General features: G+C 54.8%; 15 protein-coding genes. 7 read left to right on the plus strand and 8 right to left on the minus strand.

Annotation, left to right across the window (positions count from 1 at the left end; translation table 11 throughout):
* Positions 1-24 precede the first annotated feature (24 nt).
* From HED22_RS14740 to hrpB, 5 genes are read left to right on the plus strand one after another with little or no spacing between them, the layout of a single operon-like run.
* On the plus strand, positions 25-1,110 hold the full coding sequence (locus HED22_RS14740; protein WP_167723575.1) for an O-antigen ligase domain-containing protein: 1,086 nt from the start codon (positions 25-27) through the stop codon (positions 1,108-1,110).
* Positions 1,103-2,452, plus strand: a complete 1,350-nt coding sequence (locus HED22_RS14745) for a prenyltransferase/squalene oxidase repeat-containing protein (protein WP_167723577.1) — start codon at positions 1,103-1,105, stop codon at positions 2,450-2,452. The genes HED22_RS14740 and HED22_RS14745 overlap by 8 nt, the downstream gene beginning before the upstream one ends.
* Before the next feature lie 37 nt (positions 2,453-2,489).
* Positions 2,490-2,732: a type II toxin-antitoxin system Phd/YefM family antitoxin gene (locus tag HED22_RS14750; protein ID WP_167723579.1), complete on the plus strand. Its 243-nt coding sequence runs from the start codon at positions 2,490-2,492 to the stop codon at positions 2,730-2,732.
* Positions 2,732-3,118 carry a type II toxin-antitoxin system VapC family toxin gene (locus tag HED22_RS14755; protein ID WP_167723580.1) on the plus strand — a complete coding sequence of 129 codons (387 nt, stop codon included), beginning with the start codon at positions 2,732-2,734 and terminating at the stop codon, positions 3,116-3,118. The genes HED22_RS14750 and HED22_RS14755 overlap by 1 nt, the downstream gene beginning before the upstream one ends.
* A gap of 12 nt (positions 3,119-3,130) precedes the next feature.
* Positions 3,131-5,638: an ATP-dependent helicase HrpB gene (hrpB, locus tag HED22_RS14760; protein WP_167723582.1), complete on the plus strand. Its 2,508-nt coding sequence runs from the start codon at positions 3,131-3,133 to the stop codon at positions 5,636-5,638.
* A gap of 131 nt (positions 5,639-5,769) precedes the next feature.
* Here hrpB and HED22_RS14765 read toward each other — a convergent pair whose 3' ends face one another.
* The 6 genes from HED22_RS14765 to HED22_RS14790 all read right to left on the minus strand — a co-directional run bounded on the left by HED22_RS14765 (position 5,770) and on the right by HED22_RS14790 (position 12,591).
* Complete coding sequence (locus HED22_RS14765; RefSeq protein ID WP_167723584.1) at positions 5,770-8,025, minus strand: lipopolysaccharide assembly protein LapB; 2,256 nt, start codon at positions 8,023-8,025, stop codon at positions 5,770-5,772.
* Between the two features lie 129 nt (positions 8,026-8,154).
* Complete coding sequence (gene greB / locus HED22_RS14770) at positions 8,155-8,634, minus strand: transcription elongation factor GreB (protein WP_167723586.1); 480 nt, start codon at positions 8,632-8,634, stop codon at positions 8,155-8,157.
* 103 nt (positions 8,635-8,737) lie between these two features.
* Positions 8,738-10,012 (minus strand): MFS transporter, encoded by a 1,275-nt coding sequence (locus HED22_RS14775; protein WP_254870071.1) that lies wholly within the window; start codon positions 10,010-10,012, stop codon positions 8,738-8,740.
* Between the two features lie 76 nt (positions 10,013-10,088).
* The gene (locus tag HED22_RS14780) at positions 10,089-11,036 is read right to left on the minus strand and encodes a LysR family transcriptional regulator (protein WP_167723588.1); all 948 of its coding nucleotides are present in this window, start codon (positions 11,034-11,036) and stop codon (positions 10,089-10,091) included.
* 92 nt (positions 11,037-11,128) lie between these two features.
* Complete coding sequence (locus tag HED22_RS14785; protein ID WP_167723590.1) at positions 11,129-12,304, minus strand: DUF3095 domain-containing protein; 1,176 nt, start codon at positions 12,302-12,304, stop codon at positions 11,129-11,131.
* A 68-nt stretch (positions 12,305-12,372) separates the two neighbouring features.
* The gene (locus tag HED22_RS14790; protein ID WP_167723592.1) at positions 12,373-12,591 is read right to left on the minus strand and encodes a SlyX family protein; all 219 of its coding nucleotides are present in this window, start codon (positions 12,589-12,591) and stop codon (positions 12,373-12,375) included.
* A 109-nt stretch (positions 12,592-12,700) separates the two neighbouring features.
* Between HED22_RS14790 and HED22_RS14795 the strand changes: the two genes are divergently transcribed.
* The gene (locus tag HED22_RS14795) at positions 12,701-13,237 is read left to right on the plus strand and encodes a trans-aconitate 2-methyltransferase (RefSeq protein ID WP_167723594.1); all 537 of its coding nucleotides are present in this window, start codon (positions 12,701-12,703) and stop codon (positions 13,235-13,237) included.
* A gap of 33 nt (positions 13,238-13,270) precedes the next feature.
* Here the strand turns inward: HED22_RS14795 and HED22_RS14800 are convergent, their stop codons facing one another.
* Positions 13,271-14,155, minus strand: a complete 885-nt coding sequence (locus HED22_RS14800; protein ID WP_167723596.1) for an NAD(P)-dependent oxidoreductase — start codon at positions 14,153-14,155, stop codon at positions 13,271-13,273.
* A 275-nt stretch (positions 14,156-14,430) separates the two neighbouring features.
* Positions 14,431-14,844, minus strand: a complete 414-nt coding sequence (locus HED22_RS14805; RefSeq protein WP_167723598.1) for a tellurite resistance TerB family protein — start codon at positions 14,842-14,844, stop codon at positions 14,431-14,433.
* A gap of 367 nt (positions 14,845-15,211) precedes the next feature.
* On the opposite strand from HED22_RS14805, the gene HED22_RS14810 reads away from it, so the two are divergent.
* Positions 15,212-18,328 carry a bifunctional diguanylate cyclase/phosphodiesterase gene (locus tag HED22_RS14810; protein ID WP_254870072.1) on the plus strand — a complete coding sequence of 1,039 codons (3,117 nt, stop codon included), beginning with the start codon at positions 15,212-15,214 and terminating at the stop codon, positions 18,326-18,328.
* The last annotated feature ends 27 nt before the right edge of the window (positions 18,329-18,355 follow it).

The raw sequence follows: 18,355 nt of genomic DNA on the forward strand, positions 1-18,355 counted from the left end.
GTTGCTTGCTTATGGAGACTGGCGATGAAGGGGGGCACTTCGTCAGTTGCGACGTATGACGGACCAGAATCAGGTGCAGCCAGACAGGCGCGGTTCCTGCCGATTTGGTTCGTCCTGGGTGGTAATGTCGTGACGGGGGCGTCGCTTTGGCTGATTGCGGCGGGTGGGATGGCGGCAAAGCTTATTTTGCTTGGGGGTTGGATTGCGGGGCTGTGCTGCTTTGTCCGTTCGGTGCGGTTTGGCCCCGGCTTGCTTGTGGGCAGTTTGGTTCTTGCAGGCTTGATCGGCGTGATCGCAACGGGGAGTGGGGCCAGCATCGAAAAGCTGCGTCTGATCGGCAATCTTTTGATGCTGCCGGTTGGGCTTTTGGTCGGGCTTGCGATCGGGCGCGAAAGTCTTCGGGTGATGATCCCTGTTCTTGTGCTCTATCTGATGTTGTCGAGTTCGTTTCAGATGACGCATGAGGGCATGCGGCTTAATCAGCCGTTTTTGTTTTTGGGTTTGTTTGCCCTTTTTTCGGTGGTGCGGTGGCAGGGGCATTGGCTTCTTTCGGGGGCAAGTGCGGTGGCCATCATGCTTAGCCAGACGCGCATTGCGGTGCTTGCGATGCTGGTCAATTTAATCGGGATGGTCCGGTTTTCGCGGGCGATGACGTGGCTTGTCGGAAGTGTCGCCGTGGTCGGTGTTGGCTGGGCGGCGTTATTGTGCTTGCCGCGTTTGTTTCTGACCCACGGCAGCGGTCGGTTGGCCTTCTGGCAGGATTTTTGGGTGCTTTGGCAAAGCGGGTCGCTCTGGCAGCAATGGCTTGGTTTCGGGGTTGGGTCGGTGGAGGAAATCCTGTCCGGATACCAATCCTTTGCGTCCTTTGGTGCCTTGCATAACGATCATTTTCGCATGCTGTTTGAAACCGGGCTTCTGGGGGCCGGGCTTTGGTTTGCTGGATGGGGCGTGATGCTTTGGGCCGTGCGGCATGTGCGGCTTGCGGTCTGTATCCTGCTGTCGGTGATGTTGACCATGGTGACAGATAACACACTGAATTATGGCCATTACCTGATCTGTTGCGGCATCGCCGCCGGGATTGCCGCGCGTGAAGGACCGCACCATGGATAGGGATCAGCTGATTGATATCCGCGACCGTGTGTTGAACTGCATGATCAATGATGATTTTGCTGGCGCCGATCCGTTTGACGGGCTTGAAAGTGCGCTGTTTCGGGCAAGCGGGCTTGGGCGGTTTCGCGCGGCGCGGTTGGCTTGGCTTCAGGCGATCAAGCACGGCCCGGATTTCTTGCGCAAGGCTGCCAGCATTCCACCGATGGCCAATCCCAAAACGCTGGCCTTGCTGGGCGGGGCCGCACAAGGCGGCGTGCTTTGTGATGTGCGGGATCGTTTGATCGAAATGCAAAACCCGGATGGCGGTTGGGGATACCCGTTTGAATGGCAGGCGCGGGCTTTCCATGCCCAACGCCATCAAAGCAATGCCATCGTCACAAGTTTTGTCGTTGATGCCTTGATCGAAAGCGGATTGGCAACGGATCATCCCGCGCTTCAGCAGGCCAAAGGATTTATCGAGCAAAAGCTCTGGCGCAAGGGCCATTTTGCCTATTTCGATCACAGCGCTGTCGAAATCCATAATGCCAGCCTTTGGGCCGCGTTTGCGCTGCATCGGATAATCGGACCAAATGGCAAAAGCGAACGGGCGGCGGAGCGCGTGATCAACGCGCAAAAGATTGATGGCAGTTGGGCCTATGGCACGCGAACCCATCACCGTTTCGTCGACGGGTTTCATACGGGTTATGTTCTTGATCTGCTGGACCGGTTTCGGGCATCGGGCATAAGCGGAATTGATGATGCGATTGCCCGTGGCTGGCAATTTTACCGTGATAAATGCTTTACCCCGGATGGACTGCCGCGCAGCTTTGCCGGGCAAGAGCGGTATCTCGATGCCCATGCAGTGGCGCAAGCAATGGGAAGTCTTGTGCGGTTTGGTGATAAGCAGGGCGCGGTCCGGGTGGCCGTGTGGGCCGCAGACACCCTTTTTGATCCGACGCGCGATCTGTTCTTTGCCGGGATAACCAAAGGCAGTCGCCCGGATCGCCGCAACTACATGCGCTGGACTCAGGCCTGGATGGTCTGGGGGCTTTCAATCGTGATAGAAAGCACGGGTTCGAAGCTGCAAGTTAAAACCATGTCGATTTTTGATGCCAACAAACCGCTTTCCTTTGACCACCCTGATCCGAAACGGGCAGAGACGGAAGCAGAGCTGCGCGCGTTGCCAGAACAAGATTTCCGCGCGCTTTATAAGATCACGCGCAGGGCAGCATCGCGGGTTAAGGCCGAAGGTGAAATGGAAACGCTTTATGGCCTGACACGCGGCATGAAGACCCTGCAACGGATTGGCGGGGAGCGGGGCATTGTATTCATGAAATCCCAATCGCCTTTCTTGCAGAAATGATATAGACTAAGTTAACTTAGTTTACCGGGAGGATGCGATGGGTATCGTGAACATTCATGAGGCAAAGACACATTTGTCGCGTCTTATTGCACGCGTCATGAACGGTGAGCAGCTTGTCATAGCTAAGGCGGGTAAGCCAGTTGTGCAAATGTCGCCTTATCAGGAAAGTCAAGTCGTGCCGAAACGCATCGGCTTTTTGAAAGACGAGAAAATCTTGATCCCAGAAGATTTTGATCGCATGGGGCAGGACGAGATCGAAGAAATGTTCGGGGTCGGCTGATGAAGCTTTTGCTCGATACCCAGCTGATCTTATGGGCTGCAAAGGACAGTGATAGGCTATCGCTTGAGGCCCGCGAGATCATTTCTGATCCCGACAACGAATTGCTTTTCAGTCCAATCAATATCTGGGAAATCACCATCAAGAACGCGTTGAGGCGACAGGATTTCAAGGCAAACCCAAGGCTTATTCGCCGTGCAATGCTTGATAATGGTTACTTGGAACTTCCGATGCACAGTGAACATGCGATCACCGTTGATACGCTGCCAGCGGTACATAAGGATCCGTTTGATCGAATTCTGATTGCACAAGCAAAGGCGGAGGGCATATTGCTCCTGACTGCCGATAGCTTGCTGGAACAATATGGCGAACCTGTTCGTGTTGTGTGACCATAAATTTCGATGATCTCAGATTTTCCCAGCCTGCCAATCGATGCCGTCCTGCCGGATGCGGTTTCCGCACTTGAAAGCGGGACCAATGTGGTGCTGCAGGCCCCACCGGGGGCGGGCAAGACGACCAAGGTGCCGTTGGCGTTGCTGGACTGCGCTTGGCGCGGGGATCAGAAGATCATCATGCTGGAGCCGCGGCGTCTGGCGGCACGCGCCAGTGCGCGGCGGATGGCGCAGTTGCTGGGGGAGGCGGTTGGTGGGCGTGTGGGCTATCGCGTGCGCTTTGATCGCAAGGTTTCCAAGGACACTAGGATCGAGGTCGTGACCGAGGGTATTCTGGTCCGCATGATTCAGGATGACCCGGAGCTTTCCGGGGTTGCTGCCATCCTGTTTGATGAATTTCATGAACGATCATTGGATGCGGATTTGGGCCTGGCGCTGGCGCTTGAAACTCAAGGCGCATTGCGGGATGATCTGCGGATTGTGGTGATGTCCGCGACCCTTGATGGCGATCCGATTGCCCGCCTGATGGGCGATTGTCCGGTGATCACATCCGAAGGCCGCGCCTATCCGGTCGACACCAAATATTTGGCCCCCAAGCCCGATAAATGGGGCAATGTCCGCATTGACGCGGAAATGACCGCCGCGATCAAAACCGCCCTTCGGGAAGAAAGCGGATCGATCCTGGCCTTCCTGCCGGGGCAGGGCGAAATCATCCGGGTTGAAAGCGCATTAAAAGATGCGGTTGGTGGTGATGTCATCATCGCCCCGCTGTATGGCGCGATGGATGCCAAAGCACAGGATATCGCGATCCAACCCGCCCCGGACGGCAAGCGCAAGGTGGTGCTGGCCACCGCCATTGCCGAAACGTCGCTGACCATTGATGGCATTCGGGTGGTGATTGATAGCGGCCTGCAACGTCTGCCGCGTTTTGACCCGGCATCGGGTATGACGCGGCTGGTGACGGTGAAATCATCGCAGGCCAGCGCAGAACAACGTCGTGGCCGTGCCGGGCGACTGGAGCCGGGGGTATGTTACCGCCTGTGGCCGGAAAACGAGCATCGGGCACGTGCGCCCTTTACCGCGCCCGAAATTGCCGAGGCCGATCTGGCGCCCCTGACCCTTGAACTCGCGCGCTGGGGCGTTGCGGATCCAACAACCTTGCCGTGGCTCGATGTGCCGGACGCGGCCAAGATCAGTCAGGCGCGTGATGTCTTGCGCGGGCTAGAGGCCTTGGATGGCGAGAGCCGTATTACCCCGATGGGCACCGCCATGGCCGGATTGCCGGTCCATCCGCGCTTGGCACATATGATGTTACGGGGCGCGCAGCTTGGCCTTGATGATGTGGCCTGTGGATTGGCGGCATTGCTGTCTGATCGCGATTTCATGCGCGGGCGCGGGGCGGATTTGCGCATCCGGGTAGAAGCCATCCAAAAGGGCCGGGCACCAAAAATGATCACCGAGGCTGCCAAACAGCTTGCCCGCCGGTTGCGTGATGCCGCCAAGAAGGCCGGGCTTGAAAAAGCGGCGGGTGCAAAGGTCGATCACAGCGATGAAGTCGGGTTGCTGCTGGCCTTTGCCTATCCCGACCGGATCGGGGAGCGGCGCAAGGGGGCGGACGCGCGCTATCGCCTGTCGGGCGGGCGCGGTGGTGTTTTGCCCAATAGTGACAGCCTGGCCAATGAGCCCTATATCGCGGTTGCCGAACTGGACGGGCAGGCGCGCGAAGCCAAGATTTACCTTGCAGGCCCGGTGGCCCGCGCCACCCTTGAAACCCACCTCAAAGACCAGATTTCCGAAGGCACCGAAGTCTTTTGGGACAGCCAAAGCGATGTGGTGGCTGCGCGCTGGCAACGCCGGATTGGTGCGCTGGTTTTGGAAGAAAAAGCCACCCATGACGAAGCCGATCCCGAGGCGATTGCGGCGGCGATGATCGAGGGCATCCGCAAGCTTGGCCTGCATTGCCTGCCATGGGACAAGGCCGCGAACGGTCTGCGTGAACGCTTGGCATTCTTGCATCGGGTGGATGGTGATCATTGGCCCGATATGTCCGATGACGGCCTGCTGGGGTCGCTTGAAGACTGGATCGCGCCCTATCTGAGCGGGATCACGAAACGCAGCCAGCTTAAACAGATCAACCTGTCCGAGGCGTTACTCGCGAGGATCGACTGGAACCAGCGACAGGAAATGGATCGCCTGGCCCCCACCCATTGGCAAGTGCCCACCGGGTCAAACATCCGCATTGATTATAGTGGTGAAACACCCGCTCTTCCGGTGCGTATGCAGGAAATGTTTGGTGCCACCGAAACCCCAAAGATTGCGGGCGGCAAGGTGGCAGTGACATTGCATCTGCTTAGCCCGGCGCAACGGCCCATTCAGGTGACGAGTGATCTGATCGGGTTCTGGAACGGGTCCTATGCGCAGGTGAAGGCCGAGATGAAGGGCCGCTATCCCAAGCATTACTGGCCCGATGACCCGCAGGTCGCCGAACCAACGCGTCGGGTCAAAAGCCGGATGTAGAATTAAGCTAGAGTACTAAACGTTTCTGGATTGCATTAGTAAGCTGAACGTCAACATATAAGTTGCGCTAGGCATTATAGGTTCAATTAAGGATTACTAAGTACCCCAAGGCTTTTGTTCGGAGAGTTGCCCTACTTACTACTATTGTTAATGTATGTGTTATATCCGATTTCGAATATTTCCTGATCGATTTTTGAAAGCTTTTCACGTTGAAGAAGTGTATTAAATATCCCCTTTGCAGCTTTCATGTTGGAGGCTCGGTTTTGCGGGTCTATTTTGGCTAAATTCATGTATAGGAAGCATAGGTCTCGGCTCCAATCAGCATTGTCGGGGTCGCTGGTTGAAAGCGATTTAATAATCTCGAAAGCATTGCTATATTCTCCAAGTGCCTTCAAAGTACGACCTTTTTCCAAGTGTGTTTGTGCTAGTCTCTGGCTGAAAACAGCAGAGTCTCTAAGTAAATCTTTGTTTTCTGGGTCGACTTGGGACAGTTCTTGGATAATACTTTTCCCCTCTAGAAGAATTTCCAATGCCGCTTTATGATTTTTCAGATCATAATGAATTGTACCGAGTTTGTTTATTGAAGCAGCAAGTGATCTCTTCATCATTCTGTTGTTTGGGTCGAGATTGCAAATATTGAGATTTATTTCATAGCTTTGTTGGTATCTTTTAAATGAAATAAGCAAATTTCCTTGTTGGCGAAAAATATTCCCAATTTTACTAAGTATAATTGATATATCATGCAGCCATTCAATGTTTTTTGAATCTTTCTTTGCTAATGTTTTGTATAATCGTCGAGCCTTTGAATAGAAATATAAAGAATTTTTGGTATCCTTCATGAGGAAGTATGAGTCCCCAACGCGAATTAACGAGAGTATTCGTTCGTGAGTATATTTAATTTCTGTTTGGTCATTTTTTGAAAGGTCGTCAAAAATATTGTAGCTTTCTTGATAGTAATTTAGTGCTGATTTGTGACCCCCTCGGGCAAGGGTAATGTCACCCATTCGTTCAAGCGAAACCGCGAGATTGCGTTTCTGAGTGAAATCATTCGTATCGGAAGCAATAACTTTTTTAAGGCTGTTTGTGCATTTTTGATACATGTTGAGGGCTAATTGGGATCGGCCTGTGGTTTCATAAATCCTCCCGAGTTCGTATAGTCCCGCACTGTTGTTAGCATCCAGTTTTAGGCCATTAAGGTAGCTATGGATTGCTTCCTCGTAGTCAAAAATTGTTCGCTTAAGAAAAGCTTTTTCGAAATGTAGGCGGGCTGTTGCCTTTTGGCGTTGTTCGAGTTGGTCTTGCGCATCTTCAATCGCGGAATCCAGGATCAAAGCCGCGCCATCTACATCGGCGCTACGAAGTTTTTCACGTGCTGCATGGATAGCCTGATCAATCAGTGTGCCGTCATTGTGGGACGTTTCAAGGCTTTCGGCGCGAGCGAGAAGCTCGTCTACTGCGTGAGCCAAAAGTGCAGGTATCTCTTCTATCTGCGTATCGGTGTGTCCGAGGCGTTCAAGAATGGGGCGGATGTGTTCCGGGTCGATGCTTTTCTCATGGGCTGTTCGGGACAATATCTTTTCCATCTTGTCCACTTTGGCTGAGATATCATCGAGCTTGGTGCTGTCTTGTTTTTGTTGCTCGGAAATCGTATTGACCCCTTGAAACATAGCAACGCTTAAAGACTTGATCCGACCAAGTTGCTCCATCGTCCAAAGGGACTTGAAGGCTTCGTTGTTCTTCAGTGCATTGATGGCATTTTGGGTGAAGTGTGTGAACCAGCCATTTCCAGGGTCATAAAACCGCTTTTTAAACGCCTCCGGGACTTCGTGGGGTGTCGAGCCGGTTGCGACCACGACTTCTTGAAAGACGGTCTCTGTAAGGTCTGTCTGGATGGTGTTTGCTGCGGTTGCCGTTGCCTCGCTGGAGGGGGAGTGTTCAGCATTGTCCTGCATGCTATCCAATGCGCTGGGAAGCAAGGCAAAAACGTCTCTCTCGAACGTGGTTGCGACACCGGTCTTTTTTGATTTCAGCGATTTTCGAGCATCTTTTATGAAGTTCTTCAGTTCGCTTGAAAAGCGTTTGCTGTCTTTATCGGCAGACGGGTTTGTCTTTTGCGCGGCGTCAAATTTTTTAAGGATTGTGTCAAGCGCATCAAGATGGGCCTGACGCAAAGCGGTGATAATCGGGTCTGATTCCGAGGACGCCCGACTAAAGATATTGCCGAGCTTTTCCGCCCCTTCATCGAGTGACTTGTTGAACAGGTTGCTTGCCGCACCGGTCAGGAGCGTGCCTGCGATCAGCTGCGCAGTTACAGGTGCGCCTGCGCTCGCCGTCAATGCGGCGCCTGCAACGGCCAAAGGTATGCACGCCAAACTCTTTTTCGACATTGCCAAGCTCATCATCCACCAAGATACCTCAACCTTAGCGTGCTGTCTGTGCCGGGTGCAAGATTAACAGGTTCTTATGGACATAGAATTTGGCAAGGGCAGGGATGGGTGCTGGACCCGACGAAACGACTAGCCCGGATAGCTGATTTCAAGGACTTCCAACTCATCCTCGCCCGCAGGTGTTCGAACGGTGACGACATCGCCGACACCCGATTTCATCAGGGCGCGGGCGACCGGGGAAATCCAGCTGATCTTGCCATTGAGGCTGTCGGCTTCGTCTTCGCCAACGATGCGGATGGTTTTTTCTTCATCGCGTGCGTTGACGTAGGTGACCTGTGCGCCAAAGAAGATGTGCTGGTGATCTGGTTGTTCTTCGGCGCGGACAACCACGGCATCTTCGATCCGCTTGCGCAGGTATCTTACGCGGCGGTCAATTTCGCGCAGGCGCTTTTTGCCATAGATGTAATCCCCGTTTTCCGAACGGTCGCCATTGCCCGCAGCCCAATGGACAACGGCCACGACTTCGGGCCGTTCCTTTTTCCAAAGGTGGTCGAGTTCGGATTTAAGGGCCCCTAACCCTTCGGGGGTGATGTAAATCGGTCTGTCCATGACCGGGTTGTAACCCAACTTGATCATAGCGAAAAGACCAATAAGAAAGCAGCGCCGGGTTGATGCCGGGCGCTGCTTTGAATTGGTGAAATTCCGGGTGGAACTAAGCCTTGGCTGTCGTGCGCAATTCCCGGTCATCAATCGGCATATGAACAAGGGCGGCAAAGACGCCAAGGGCGACGGATGCCCACCAGACGGCATCGAAATTGCCGGTCAGGTCATAGACAATCCCGCCCATCCACGCGCCAAAGAACGCACCGATCTGATGGCTGAGCATCACGATACCAAACAGGGTCGCCATGTAACGCGGGCCAAAGACCTGTGCGATCAGGCCGCTGGTCAGCGGTACGGTCGAAAGCCAAAGGGCCCCCATCGATGCCGAAAACAGCAAGATGGTTTCAGACGTTTTGGGCGAGAAGATAAAGATCACAATCACCACCGCACGCATGCCGTAAATAAACGACAGGCCATATTTCTTGCGCCATCTGCCCCCGGCCCAGCCGGCGGTGAGCGTTCCGATGATATTAAACAGACCGATCAAGGCCAGACCTTCGGCGGCAACCGAACGGGGCAAGCCGCACAGTTCGGTAAAGGTCGGAAGGTGGGTTGCGATGACGGCAATATGAAAGCCGCACACGAAAAAACCGGCATTCAGCAGTGCAAAACCGCGATGCTTGCGGGCTTCATGGAATGCGGCGGCCAAGCCCTGCGGTCCCAGATCCGGGGTGGCGGTCGGGCTGTGGCCCTCTGCCTTGCCGGTCATGGCAAAGGCAGCCGGGATGATCAGCATCGAAATGCCCGCCAGAATAACAAGGGCCGAGACATAGCCAAGCGAGCTATTGAGCGCCTGAGTGGTCGGGGCCATCACCAGCTGACCGATGGATCCACCTGCGGAGGCCAGACCAAGGGCGAAACTGCGTTTTTCTGCGGTGAAAACACGGCTGATGGCGGCAAGTACGACCGGAAAACTCGTGATACCAACACCGGTACCGATCAGGAAACCTGCGGTGAGGTAAAGCTCGCCCGGGGAGGTGGAAGTCCCCATCAGATAAAGCCCAAGCGCATAAAGAACACCACCGCCAATCAGGGTCCGGGTCGTACCAAAACGATCCGCAATGGCACCGGCGAACGGCGCGGATATGCCCCACATCAGGTTTTGAATGGCAAAGGCCAGACCAAAGGTGGCCGCGTTCCAGCCGGTATCGGTGAGCATATCGGGGATAAACAGGCCAAGCGATTGACGCACACCAAGGTTTAGCGACAACACGAGACAACCTGAAAGCAGAACCAGCCAGGGGAACCATTTTTTCGCGCGCATGATGGTCATGCGGGTTGGGCTTTGCGGCGGACTTTGGGGCGAGCTTTGAGTGGGGCTCATAGACGTTCCTCCGAGAGGGATTATTGTTTATTGGCGATATTGAACGCGCTGGTGGCATGCGTCCAATTCATTCGGATTATGATGCTGATAACATCCGTGCATTGCCGTTGCTGGATGTTCGACCGGCATTAATAACCAGTTCGCCGACCTTGTCGATAATATCGTCAAGATCGGAACTTGAGGTACGCCGGATCAGGGTGATTGCCATGCCCCAGTTCATGCCGGGGATATCAAGGATTTTGATCCGGTCGGCGGCCGGGCTGTGTTTGCAGAACCGCCGTGCCATAATGCCATACCCCGCCCCGGCGGCGACCATTTCGATCTGCAATTCAAGGGCGGACACCTCGATGACCGAGGTAAATTCGACCCCGTTTCGATGCGCCCATGCATTGCCGAGCGCCCGGAAGGTGCAGCCTTCCGGCATCAGGATCACCGGGTTTTTGGCAAGTTCGGCGATGTCTTTCGGGTGGTGACGGGCTGATTTCGGGCCGATGGCAACGACTTCATCATCAAGCAGTGTTTTGGCTGACAAGCTTGCCGGCAGGTCGCGGCTATGCACCCCGCCAAAGATACCATTTGGCCCCCCAAGCGAGAGCAAGGCATCAATTTCACCCCGGCGCAAAAGCGGAAGAAGTTCCGCCGACCAGCCCATTTTGATTGAAAGCGATATGTCCGGGAAAGCCTGATGCAGGGCACGCAGTTCGGTGGCAGCCAGAAGCGGGGCCGCCCCGTGGCTTAGTCCCAGTCGGAACGGGCCATGGCGTTTGGTGTTGCCCAGAACAGAATCACTGAAACCATCAAGCCGACGCAGAAGGTCGCGCGCCTCGCTCAGCGCCCGGTGCCCGGCGGTGGTCGGTTGCAGGGGTTTGGTTGCCCGATCAAACAGGCTTTTGCCAATACGTTCTTCAAGGCGCTGAATACGGCGGGTGACAGCCGGTTGCGTCAGGCCAAGGCGATCTGCGGCACCGTGAAAAGATTGCGCGTCTGCAACGGCGATAAGAGTCTCAAGCTCGCGGGTGTCCATGGGGCGTACCTGATCATGTCGGGATCAGGCAAGTGTCCGGTAAAGGGGCTTGGCATGCAAGAAATCTATTGTGCTACTACAATTGATGCGTTTTACGCATTGGCGGCTGCTGATTCGACGGCCTGATCGCGTTTTCTTTTTGCCTTGAAGGCCGTGGCCGCCGCCGTATAGCCGCCTTCGCCACCGTCAAGAAAATGGAAATGGGTATCATTGGTGATCGATGGCACGATGCATGTCATGATCGCACTGCGCTGGCGATGGGTGCCAAAATGAATGTCGCCTTGCAGTTCGGCCGCATGCAGAAGGGCTTCGACTTCTTCGGCGCGCGCCTTGCTGCAGTTGACGGTCATCCAAAGGCCATCACCAAATTTGCGAAAATCGGTGTTATAGCCGGTGTAATCGCGGTAGCGCTTGGGATCAAAATCGCCCAGTTTTCGGCCGGTTTTCATCAGGATGAAAGCGATCAGCGCGATGTAAAGCGCCTTGAGCCATGCCTTGATATAGCCGCCTTCCTTGTGTTTGGTCGCCTCGGCCTCAAGATGCAGGCCGGGGGGCGGGAAGGCAACTTCGGGACCCGATGCCGGGATCGGACTGCTTTTGCGCGGGCTGTCATCGAGAATGGAAAACAGATCCCGAACGGTGGCCTCAAAACGCGCGGGGTCATTGCGTGGGGCAACAATGATCGACAGGATCACGTCTGATCCTTCGGCGCGGATCGGCGACCATCGGCAGGACAATCCGGTCAGGTCCGGGCGACTGCCCGGTGGGGCTGGTGGGATCAGGTTATGGCCCTGTTTCATCTGGTCTTCGGCCCATTGCAGGCCGCGCCCGTTGAACATGGCATAGGATACCGGCTTGGAAACCGCATAGCGCGCAACGCGGACATGACGGCCAGTTGCACGGATGTCGCCGATCTGAACCAACCCGACCCGCAATTCAAGGTCCAAGGTTTCAAGGGCCCATGTGGCCGTGGCGGCCATGGCATCACGCACGGCATCAATGCGATCAGGCGGGCAGGCAAAGCTTGCACCATCGCCGCCAAACAGGAAGGGATAATCGGAATGACCAAGTGCGTTGCTGACCGCACAAATCACCGATGCCCCGACCATATTGACGTCCTTGTATCGACCGGCCTCGACCGCCTTGGTCGATCCAACTACATCGGATGTACCAACCCACCAGTCGTCGGGAAGGGTGTGATAAACCGCGCCATCAAGAACTTTCCCAAAGTCGTCGAACGTCGGTATGTCGAGATAAAGGTTGGTCAAATCGGTCTTTCATCTGCACGCAGAAGCGCAGGAAGTTTCGGGGCCGCACATTTGCACTACGCACGCGATCAATAGTGCGGCGGTGGTGCATCGTCTTCTGGTGATGTACGCAGGAAATCGATCATGCGTTTAACATCAGACGACATTAATTTGTTCTGACGCTCAAGTAGATCAATCCGGTCCCATTGCGATTTGATCATGTCGGACAGATCGCTGACGACGGTTTCCATGTGGGCAAGCTTTATTTCAAGTTCGGTAACGCGGTTGTCGGTTTCTTCGTGGCTCATTCCGGTATCTTCTGCATAAAGTGTTTGATATGCGTGGCCAGTGACTTGCGATGCTTGCAGGCCTTTGGCACGACTGCGCGGCGCGGACCCTATCATATCAGGATGGTTGATGACTGATTTATCCGTATTGGCCCTTGTTGGCATTATTTTGGCGCTGATTGCGGTTTATGCAATCCGGCTAAAGGCGGTTCCGATGTCAACATCAGCCAAGGCCGCAGATGAAATCATCGCCTATATTCCGGGTGACACCAAGGTCGTGACCGATTTCGGATCAGGCTGGGGTGACTTGGCGCTGGCAGTTGCACGGGCACGGCCGGATGTGACAGTTACCGGGATTGAGCTTTCGCCGATCCCCTATGCTATCAGCCGGATGCGGGCCGTTTTGGCGGCCAAGCCCAACCTTGATTTCATCCGCGCGGATTTCAGAATGCTGGATCGTGATCCGGGGGATGTCGTGGTCTGTTTTCTTGATCCGCGCGTGATGAATGATGTCGGTGACGTGCTTGATCAGCGCATGGCAAATGGTGGCATTTTGATATCCCGCGCCTTTGCCATTCCCGGCTGGCAGACCTTTGGCGAAGTGCCAATGAAAACCGGGCCGGACCGCCTTTACCTGTATCGGATCGGCAGTCACAAGCCCGGTTAATCAGACACGTTAACCAGATCGGATCACGAGCGATCAGTCTTCTTCATAGACCTTGATCAGGGCGGAGTGATCAAGATCGCCATCGCCCATATGGATGAGTTCGTCATAAAGTTCCATGGCAAGGCGCGTGATGGGCAGTTCAACGCCCATTTCACCTTCGGAAAACTCAAGCGCCTGGAACAGGTCCTTGCGCTGGGTGACGACCTTTCCGCCCGGTTCGAAATTGCGTTCGATCATACGTTCGCCGTGCTTTTGCAAAATGGCAGAGTCCGCAAAGCCACCCGTCAGGGCGGAGCGCAGCTTTTCAAGCTCGACACCGGCCTCGTCGGCCATGGAAAAGGCCTCTGCAACCGCACCGATGGTGATGCCGACAATCATCTGGTTGGCTGCCTTGGCAATCTGTCCGGAACTGACATCGCCCACATGGGTTACGCGCGCACCCAGAACATCAAAAACGCGATGAACGCGGGCGAAGTCTTCCTTGGATGCGCCGACCATGATGGAAAGTGTGCCGTTTTCGGCCCCTTGGGTCCCACCGGAAACCGGGGCATCAATCCATGTGCCGCCAGCTTCTTCAACGGCATCGGCAAAGCGTCTTGTCGCCTCGACCGAGGTCGTGCCCATGTCAATGACGATGGTGTCTTCTTCCATGCCGTCAATAATGCCGTCTTCGCCCAGAAGCACGTTTTCAAGCGCAACGGTATCGGCAACACAGATGATGACGATATCGGCCTCTGCCGCGGCATCGGCCGGTGTGCCGGCAGTCGCAATGCCAATATCTTCGAAGGCATTGAGCGTTTCGGGATTGCGGGTATTGACGGTCAGGACTGCACCGGCTTTTTCAAGATTGAGCGCCATGGGACGCCCCATCAATCCAAGTCCGATAAAGGCAATGTTTTCCCCGGAAAGAGCGGTCATGACGGCGATCCCTTTGTGTGACGGTAGAGACATCTGAATTGGTGACGCAAAACCGGTCCGCGCACATTGGCTCGAAACCGGCAAGTTTTCTTGGTTGGGTCCTGTCCCATTGTGGCCTTCGTCAAAGCAGCTATTTTCCGGCGTAACGCCCAAAATGCGCTTTGGGTTCCACAAAATAAAACAGACAGGCCCAACATATTGTTGGATTGCTGAATTAACCGTTCTTCATTCAACGAAGCCGGGCTGGCAAATTGCCGCAGGCACCGCTTAAAATATCAGAGATCACCAGGCCGGACATAGCGCGCAGCCATGGCGCGTTCGATGGCCGAACCCACCAGTCGGTCGATATCAAGCCGGTGGCGCAGCAATTCAAGAATGCGCAATTCTTCCTGGCTGATTTCACTGTCCGACAGGACGATTTCACAGGCAAAGACATAGGCCGTTTCGCGCAGTTTGCGCGGCAGGGCATCGCGGATCATATCCAGCGTGCGGTCCATGCCGTCTTCTTCGCCAAGCAATTGTGCGCAATCGCGCGCAACACTGGTGACGCCATCATTGTCAAAACCGGCAAAAATCGGAAGGTAACGGACCCGGCGGCCCATCGCGGAAAGCTCGGCGTCGGTAATGTCATTATCGGCGGCCGATACCATAACCATTGTGTAGATCAAGGCATCCTGATGCGAAATCACTTTGGTTACTCCTTATCGAAGATGGTTCCCTGAAACGCTGTTCATTCGGAATTTGACGTTCTGATCCGGACAGTGTGAAAACCATCAAGCCGACCGATGGTATGCCGATAACCGTCCATGGGCAACAGTTAACCAATGAATTTTCAACGATTTTAAGGATTACGTAGTGAAAACACGTTCATTCTGTGCGAACTGGTCGCGCGTACGTTGAATGCCGTAAAAATGGTGGCGTGGACCATCCGAAGAACAAAAAACGATGTCGCTATAAAAATACAAGCGAAATGATTGGGGTTCATGGCTCTCGTCGGGGAAAATTTGGCTTTGCACTGTATGGGGTAGCAGTTATGGTCGCGCAGCGACAACAAACATGACGAATAAAGCCGCTATGGGAGACATCAACGCAATCGATTCCGTCAGTATGATGACGGCGTTGATCAGCCATCTGTGTTTGCCGTCTGGAGCATACGAGCCAGACGAAGGACGACTGCTCGTAAACTCGGCATGGCGCGACGCGTATGATAAGGGTGTCGAGGTCGGCGCGTGGGTTTCTGCCGACGCGATCGAAGGCCTGAAAAAGCCGCTTGCGGAGCTTTCCCGGCAACTTCTTGAAACTGGTGGCTACCACCATGTCGAGTGCGGATCCTGTGGTGCCGGGCTTGTTTTGTTTGGTTGGAAAATCACCATTGGGCGGCGCACCTATATCCGCTTTATAACGATTGATGGCAATGTTTCTTCGGGCATTGGATCGCTGATTTCACCGCAGCCGGTTCTGCTGGTAGAAGCCAACGGTCGCCTGCGCAGCGCGAACTGCGCAGCAGAGAATCTTGCCCTTGAAATGGGAATGTCTTCCGCGCTTGATCTGATGCGTCCGGGCGACCAGCGCCCGCTGGTCAGCGACGACGGAGCGCAATTTGATATCGATAATACGCGCACTGTCCATTACGGGCAGCGGTTCTTCCAGTGGCAGTATATCACACTGGAAAATTCGGGTTGTCTGGTGCTTTTTGGTCAGGAACGCACGCGTGAGGAAAGCTATCGCCGGGCGCTTGAGCACGCGGTACACGGGATTATCGAGCTGAATTCCGAAGGCACGATCACCAATGTAAACGAAGAAACCGCGTCGCTGTTCAATTACGATTCCGTGCGCGAAGTGACCCAGGCCTATTTTCGGCATCCGGAAACATTTTATGCCAGTGATAGCGACCGCATTCAGCTTCGCCGTGATCTTGCATCTGGCAAGGGTGTTCAGGGCCGCGATATCGAAATGCGCCGTTCCGATGGCAGCCAGATTTGGGTGCAGGTGAATGCCACCGAAATTCGCGGCGAAGGTGGTATGCTGCTGGGCTATAGCGTCACAATCACCGACATCACAAAGAACCGTCAGGCCGAATATGACCTTAGGCGTCGTCAGGAACGTTATCGCGCGCTGGTGCAAACGGCAGGCAGCGTCATTCTGTTCCTCGATGCCGAGGGCCGCATTCTGGAATATAACCGCGAATGCGAATGGACATTTGGCTATTCCTGGATGGAGGCCGCCGGTCAGAACTTCTTTGACTTTTTGGTGGTTGAAGATGACCGGGAGCGGGTACGCATGGCAGTGCGACGGTTGCTGTCAGGTGAAATCATCAAGGATGAGGTCCTGTCGTTCAAGCGCCGTGATGGCGAAATCCGCCTGTTGCAATGGAACGCGCGCGCGCATTTCGGCGAGGATGGCGATGTTGCCGGCGTGATCTGTATCGGTCAGGACGTGACCGAGAAACTGTCTGTCGAACGCGCCTTGCGCCATGCCGAGGAAAAATTCCGCGGCATCTTCGAAAATTCGGCAGAAGGCCTGTTTCAGAGCGTTCCACTGGGCCCGATCCTGTCTGCAAACCCGGCATTCGCGTCCATTCTGGGGTATGAAACGGTCGAAAGCCTGATTGCCAAGCAGCATGAATGGGCCTTCCACTATTTGAACCCGGTCAATCGTTTGCGCTTTATTGGGCGGCTGCTGCGTGACGGGATTGTGCAGGGATTTGAAACCGAGATGCGCCGCGAAGATGGCAAGATCATCTGGGTCGAGGAAAATGCGCGTCTCGTCCGGGACGAGCAGGGGCGTCCGAGCCTGATTGACGGATCCATCACCGACATCACCGATCGTAAACGCAGCGAGGCACGCATTCAGTTCCTTGCCCATCACGACGGGCTGACAGGGCTTCCAAACCGGACCCTGTTTCAGGAACGTCTGGCGGCGGCGGTTGCACGCAGCAAACGCGAACGCTGCCAATTCGTTCTGATGATGTTTGATCTGGACAATTTCAAGGATATCAACGACACGCTTGGTCACCCGATTGGCGATCTTCTTTTGCAGGGGGTTGGCGAACGTATGCGGGTCTGTCTGCGCAACGAGGATGTTGTTGCGCGCCTTGGTGGCGATGAATTCGCCGTCCTGATCCATGAGCCGGGCTCGGTTGAGGAAGTGACCTTTGTTGCCCAGCGACTGATCGAACGCGTTTCGGAACGTTTCATGCTTGATGGCAATGAAGTGCAGGCGTCGACCTCGGTCGGGATATGCATGTATCCGCAGGATGGTCGCGATGAGAAGGACCTTCTGCGTAATGCCGACCTTGCGTTGTATTGTTCCAAGGCCGAGGGGCGTAATCGCTATCACTTCTTTGAGCCGAAGCTTCAGGTCGAGGTACAGGAACGCAAGGCACTTGAACGCGACCTCAGCCATGCCATTGAAAATGATGAGCTTGAACTGTTCTATCAGCCGATCATCGATATTGCCGGTCACCGTATCATCGGTATGGAAGCACTGGTGCGCTGGTTCAGCCCATCACGCGGGCAGGTCAGCCCGGTTGATTTCATTCCGGTCGCCGAACGCATGGGTATCATTGCCGATATCGGCAAATGGGTGCTGAACCGGGCCTGCCATCAGACCAAGGCATGGCGTGACGAGGGGTATGGCGAATTGACCATTTCGGTCAATCTTTCGCCGCTTGAACTGGCGCGTCACGAAGACCTGATTGAAAGTGTCGGTGAAGTTCTATCGCGGACGAAGCTTGATCCCCATCAGTTGCAGTTCGAAGTCACCGAGGGTGCTGTGATGGACAATCCGCGCGAAGCGGCCATCACGCTTGGGATCCTGCGAAATCAGGGTATCCGCATTGCAATTGATGATTTCGGCACCGGATATTCGTCGCTTGCTTATCTCAAACGGTTCCCGGTGGACAAGATCAAGATCGACCGGTCGTTCATCATTGATATCGACAGTTCCGATGGCAATGCCGCGATTGTGCGGGCAGTGGTGTTCCTGGCGCGATCATTTGGCATGGCGGTCAATGTCGAAGGCATTGAAACTGAAACCCAGTTGGAACACATCGCGTCCGAAGGTGTCGATGAAGTTCAGGGCTTCTATTTCAGCCAGCCGATCAACGCAGGTGAAATGGAAAACTTGCTTAAGGCCAACCTGACCTCGCCCGCCCGTTTTCCGGTTGCCTAGAGCAATTTCCATTTAGATCGAAACTGC

The sequence above is a fragment of the Thalassospira sp. HF15 genome, from assembly GCF_011806525.1.
Taxonomy (GTDB): domain Bacteria; phylum Pseudomonadota; class Alphaproteobacteria; order Rhodospirillales; family Thalassospiraceae; genus Thalassospira.

Bases quoted from the DNA above. Each gene is read 5' to 3' on its own strand.
- HED22_RS14740 (WP_167723575.1), top strand. From the start codon at position 25: ATGAAGGGGGGCACTTCGTCAGTTGCGACGTATGACGGACCAGAATCA.
- HED22_RS14745 (WP_167723577.1), top strand. From the start codon at position 1,103: ATGGATAGGGATCAGCTGATTGATATCCGCGACCGTGTGTTGAACTGC.
- HED22_RS14750 (WP_167723579.1), top strand. From the start codon at position 2,490: ATGGGTATCGTGAACATTCATGAGGCAAAGACACATTTGTCGCGTCTT.
- HED22_RS14755 (WP_167723580.1), top strand. From the start codon at position 2,732: ATGAAGCTTTTGCTCGATACCCAGCTGATCTTATGGGCTGCAAAGGAC.
- hrpB (WP_167723582.1), top strand. From the start codon at position 3,131: ATGATCTCAGATTTTCCCAGCCTGCCAATCGATGCCGTCCTGCCGGAT.
- HED22_RS14765 (WP_167723584.1), bottom strand. From the start codon at position 8,025: ATGTCGAAAAAGAGTTTGGCGTGCATACCTTTGGCCGTTGCAGGCGCC.
- greB (WP_167723586.1), bottom strand. From the start codon at position 8,634: ATGGACAGACCGATTTACATCACCCCCGAAGGGTTAGGGGCCCTTAAA.
- HED22_RS14775 (WP_254870071.1), bottom strand. From the start codon at position 10,012: ATGAGCCCCACTCAAAGCTCGCCCCAAAGTCCGCCGCAAAGCCCAACC.
- HED22_RS14780 (WP_167723588.1), bottom strand. From the start codon at position 11,036: ATGGACACCCGCGAGCTTGAGACTCTTATCGCCGTTGCAGACGCGCAA.
- HED22_RS14790 (WP_167723592.1), bottom strand. From the start codon at position 12,591: ATGAGCCACGAAGAAACCGACAACCGCGTTACCGAACTTGAAATAAAG.
- HED22_RS14795 (WP_167723594.1), top strand. From the start codon at position 12,701: ATGACTGATTTATCCGTATTGGCCCTTGTTGGCATTATTTTGGCGCTG.
- HED22_RS14800 (WP_167723596.1), bottom strand. From the start codon at position 14,155: ATGACCGCTCTTTCCGGGGAAAACATTGCCTTTATCGGACTTGGATTG.
- HED22_RS14810 (WP_254870072.1), top strand. From the start codon at position 15,212: ATGACGAATAAAGCCGCTATGGGAGACATCAACGCAATCGATTCCGTC.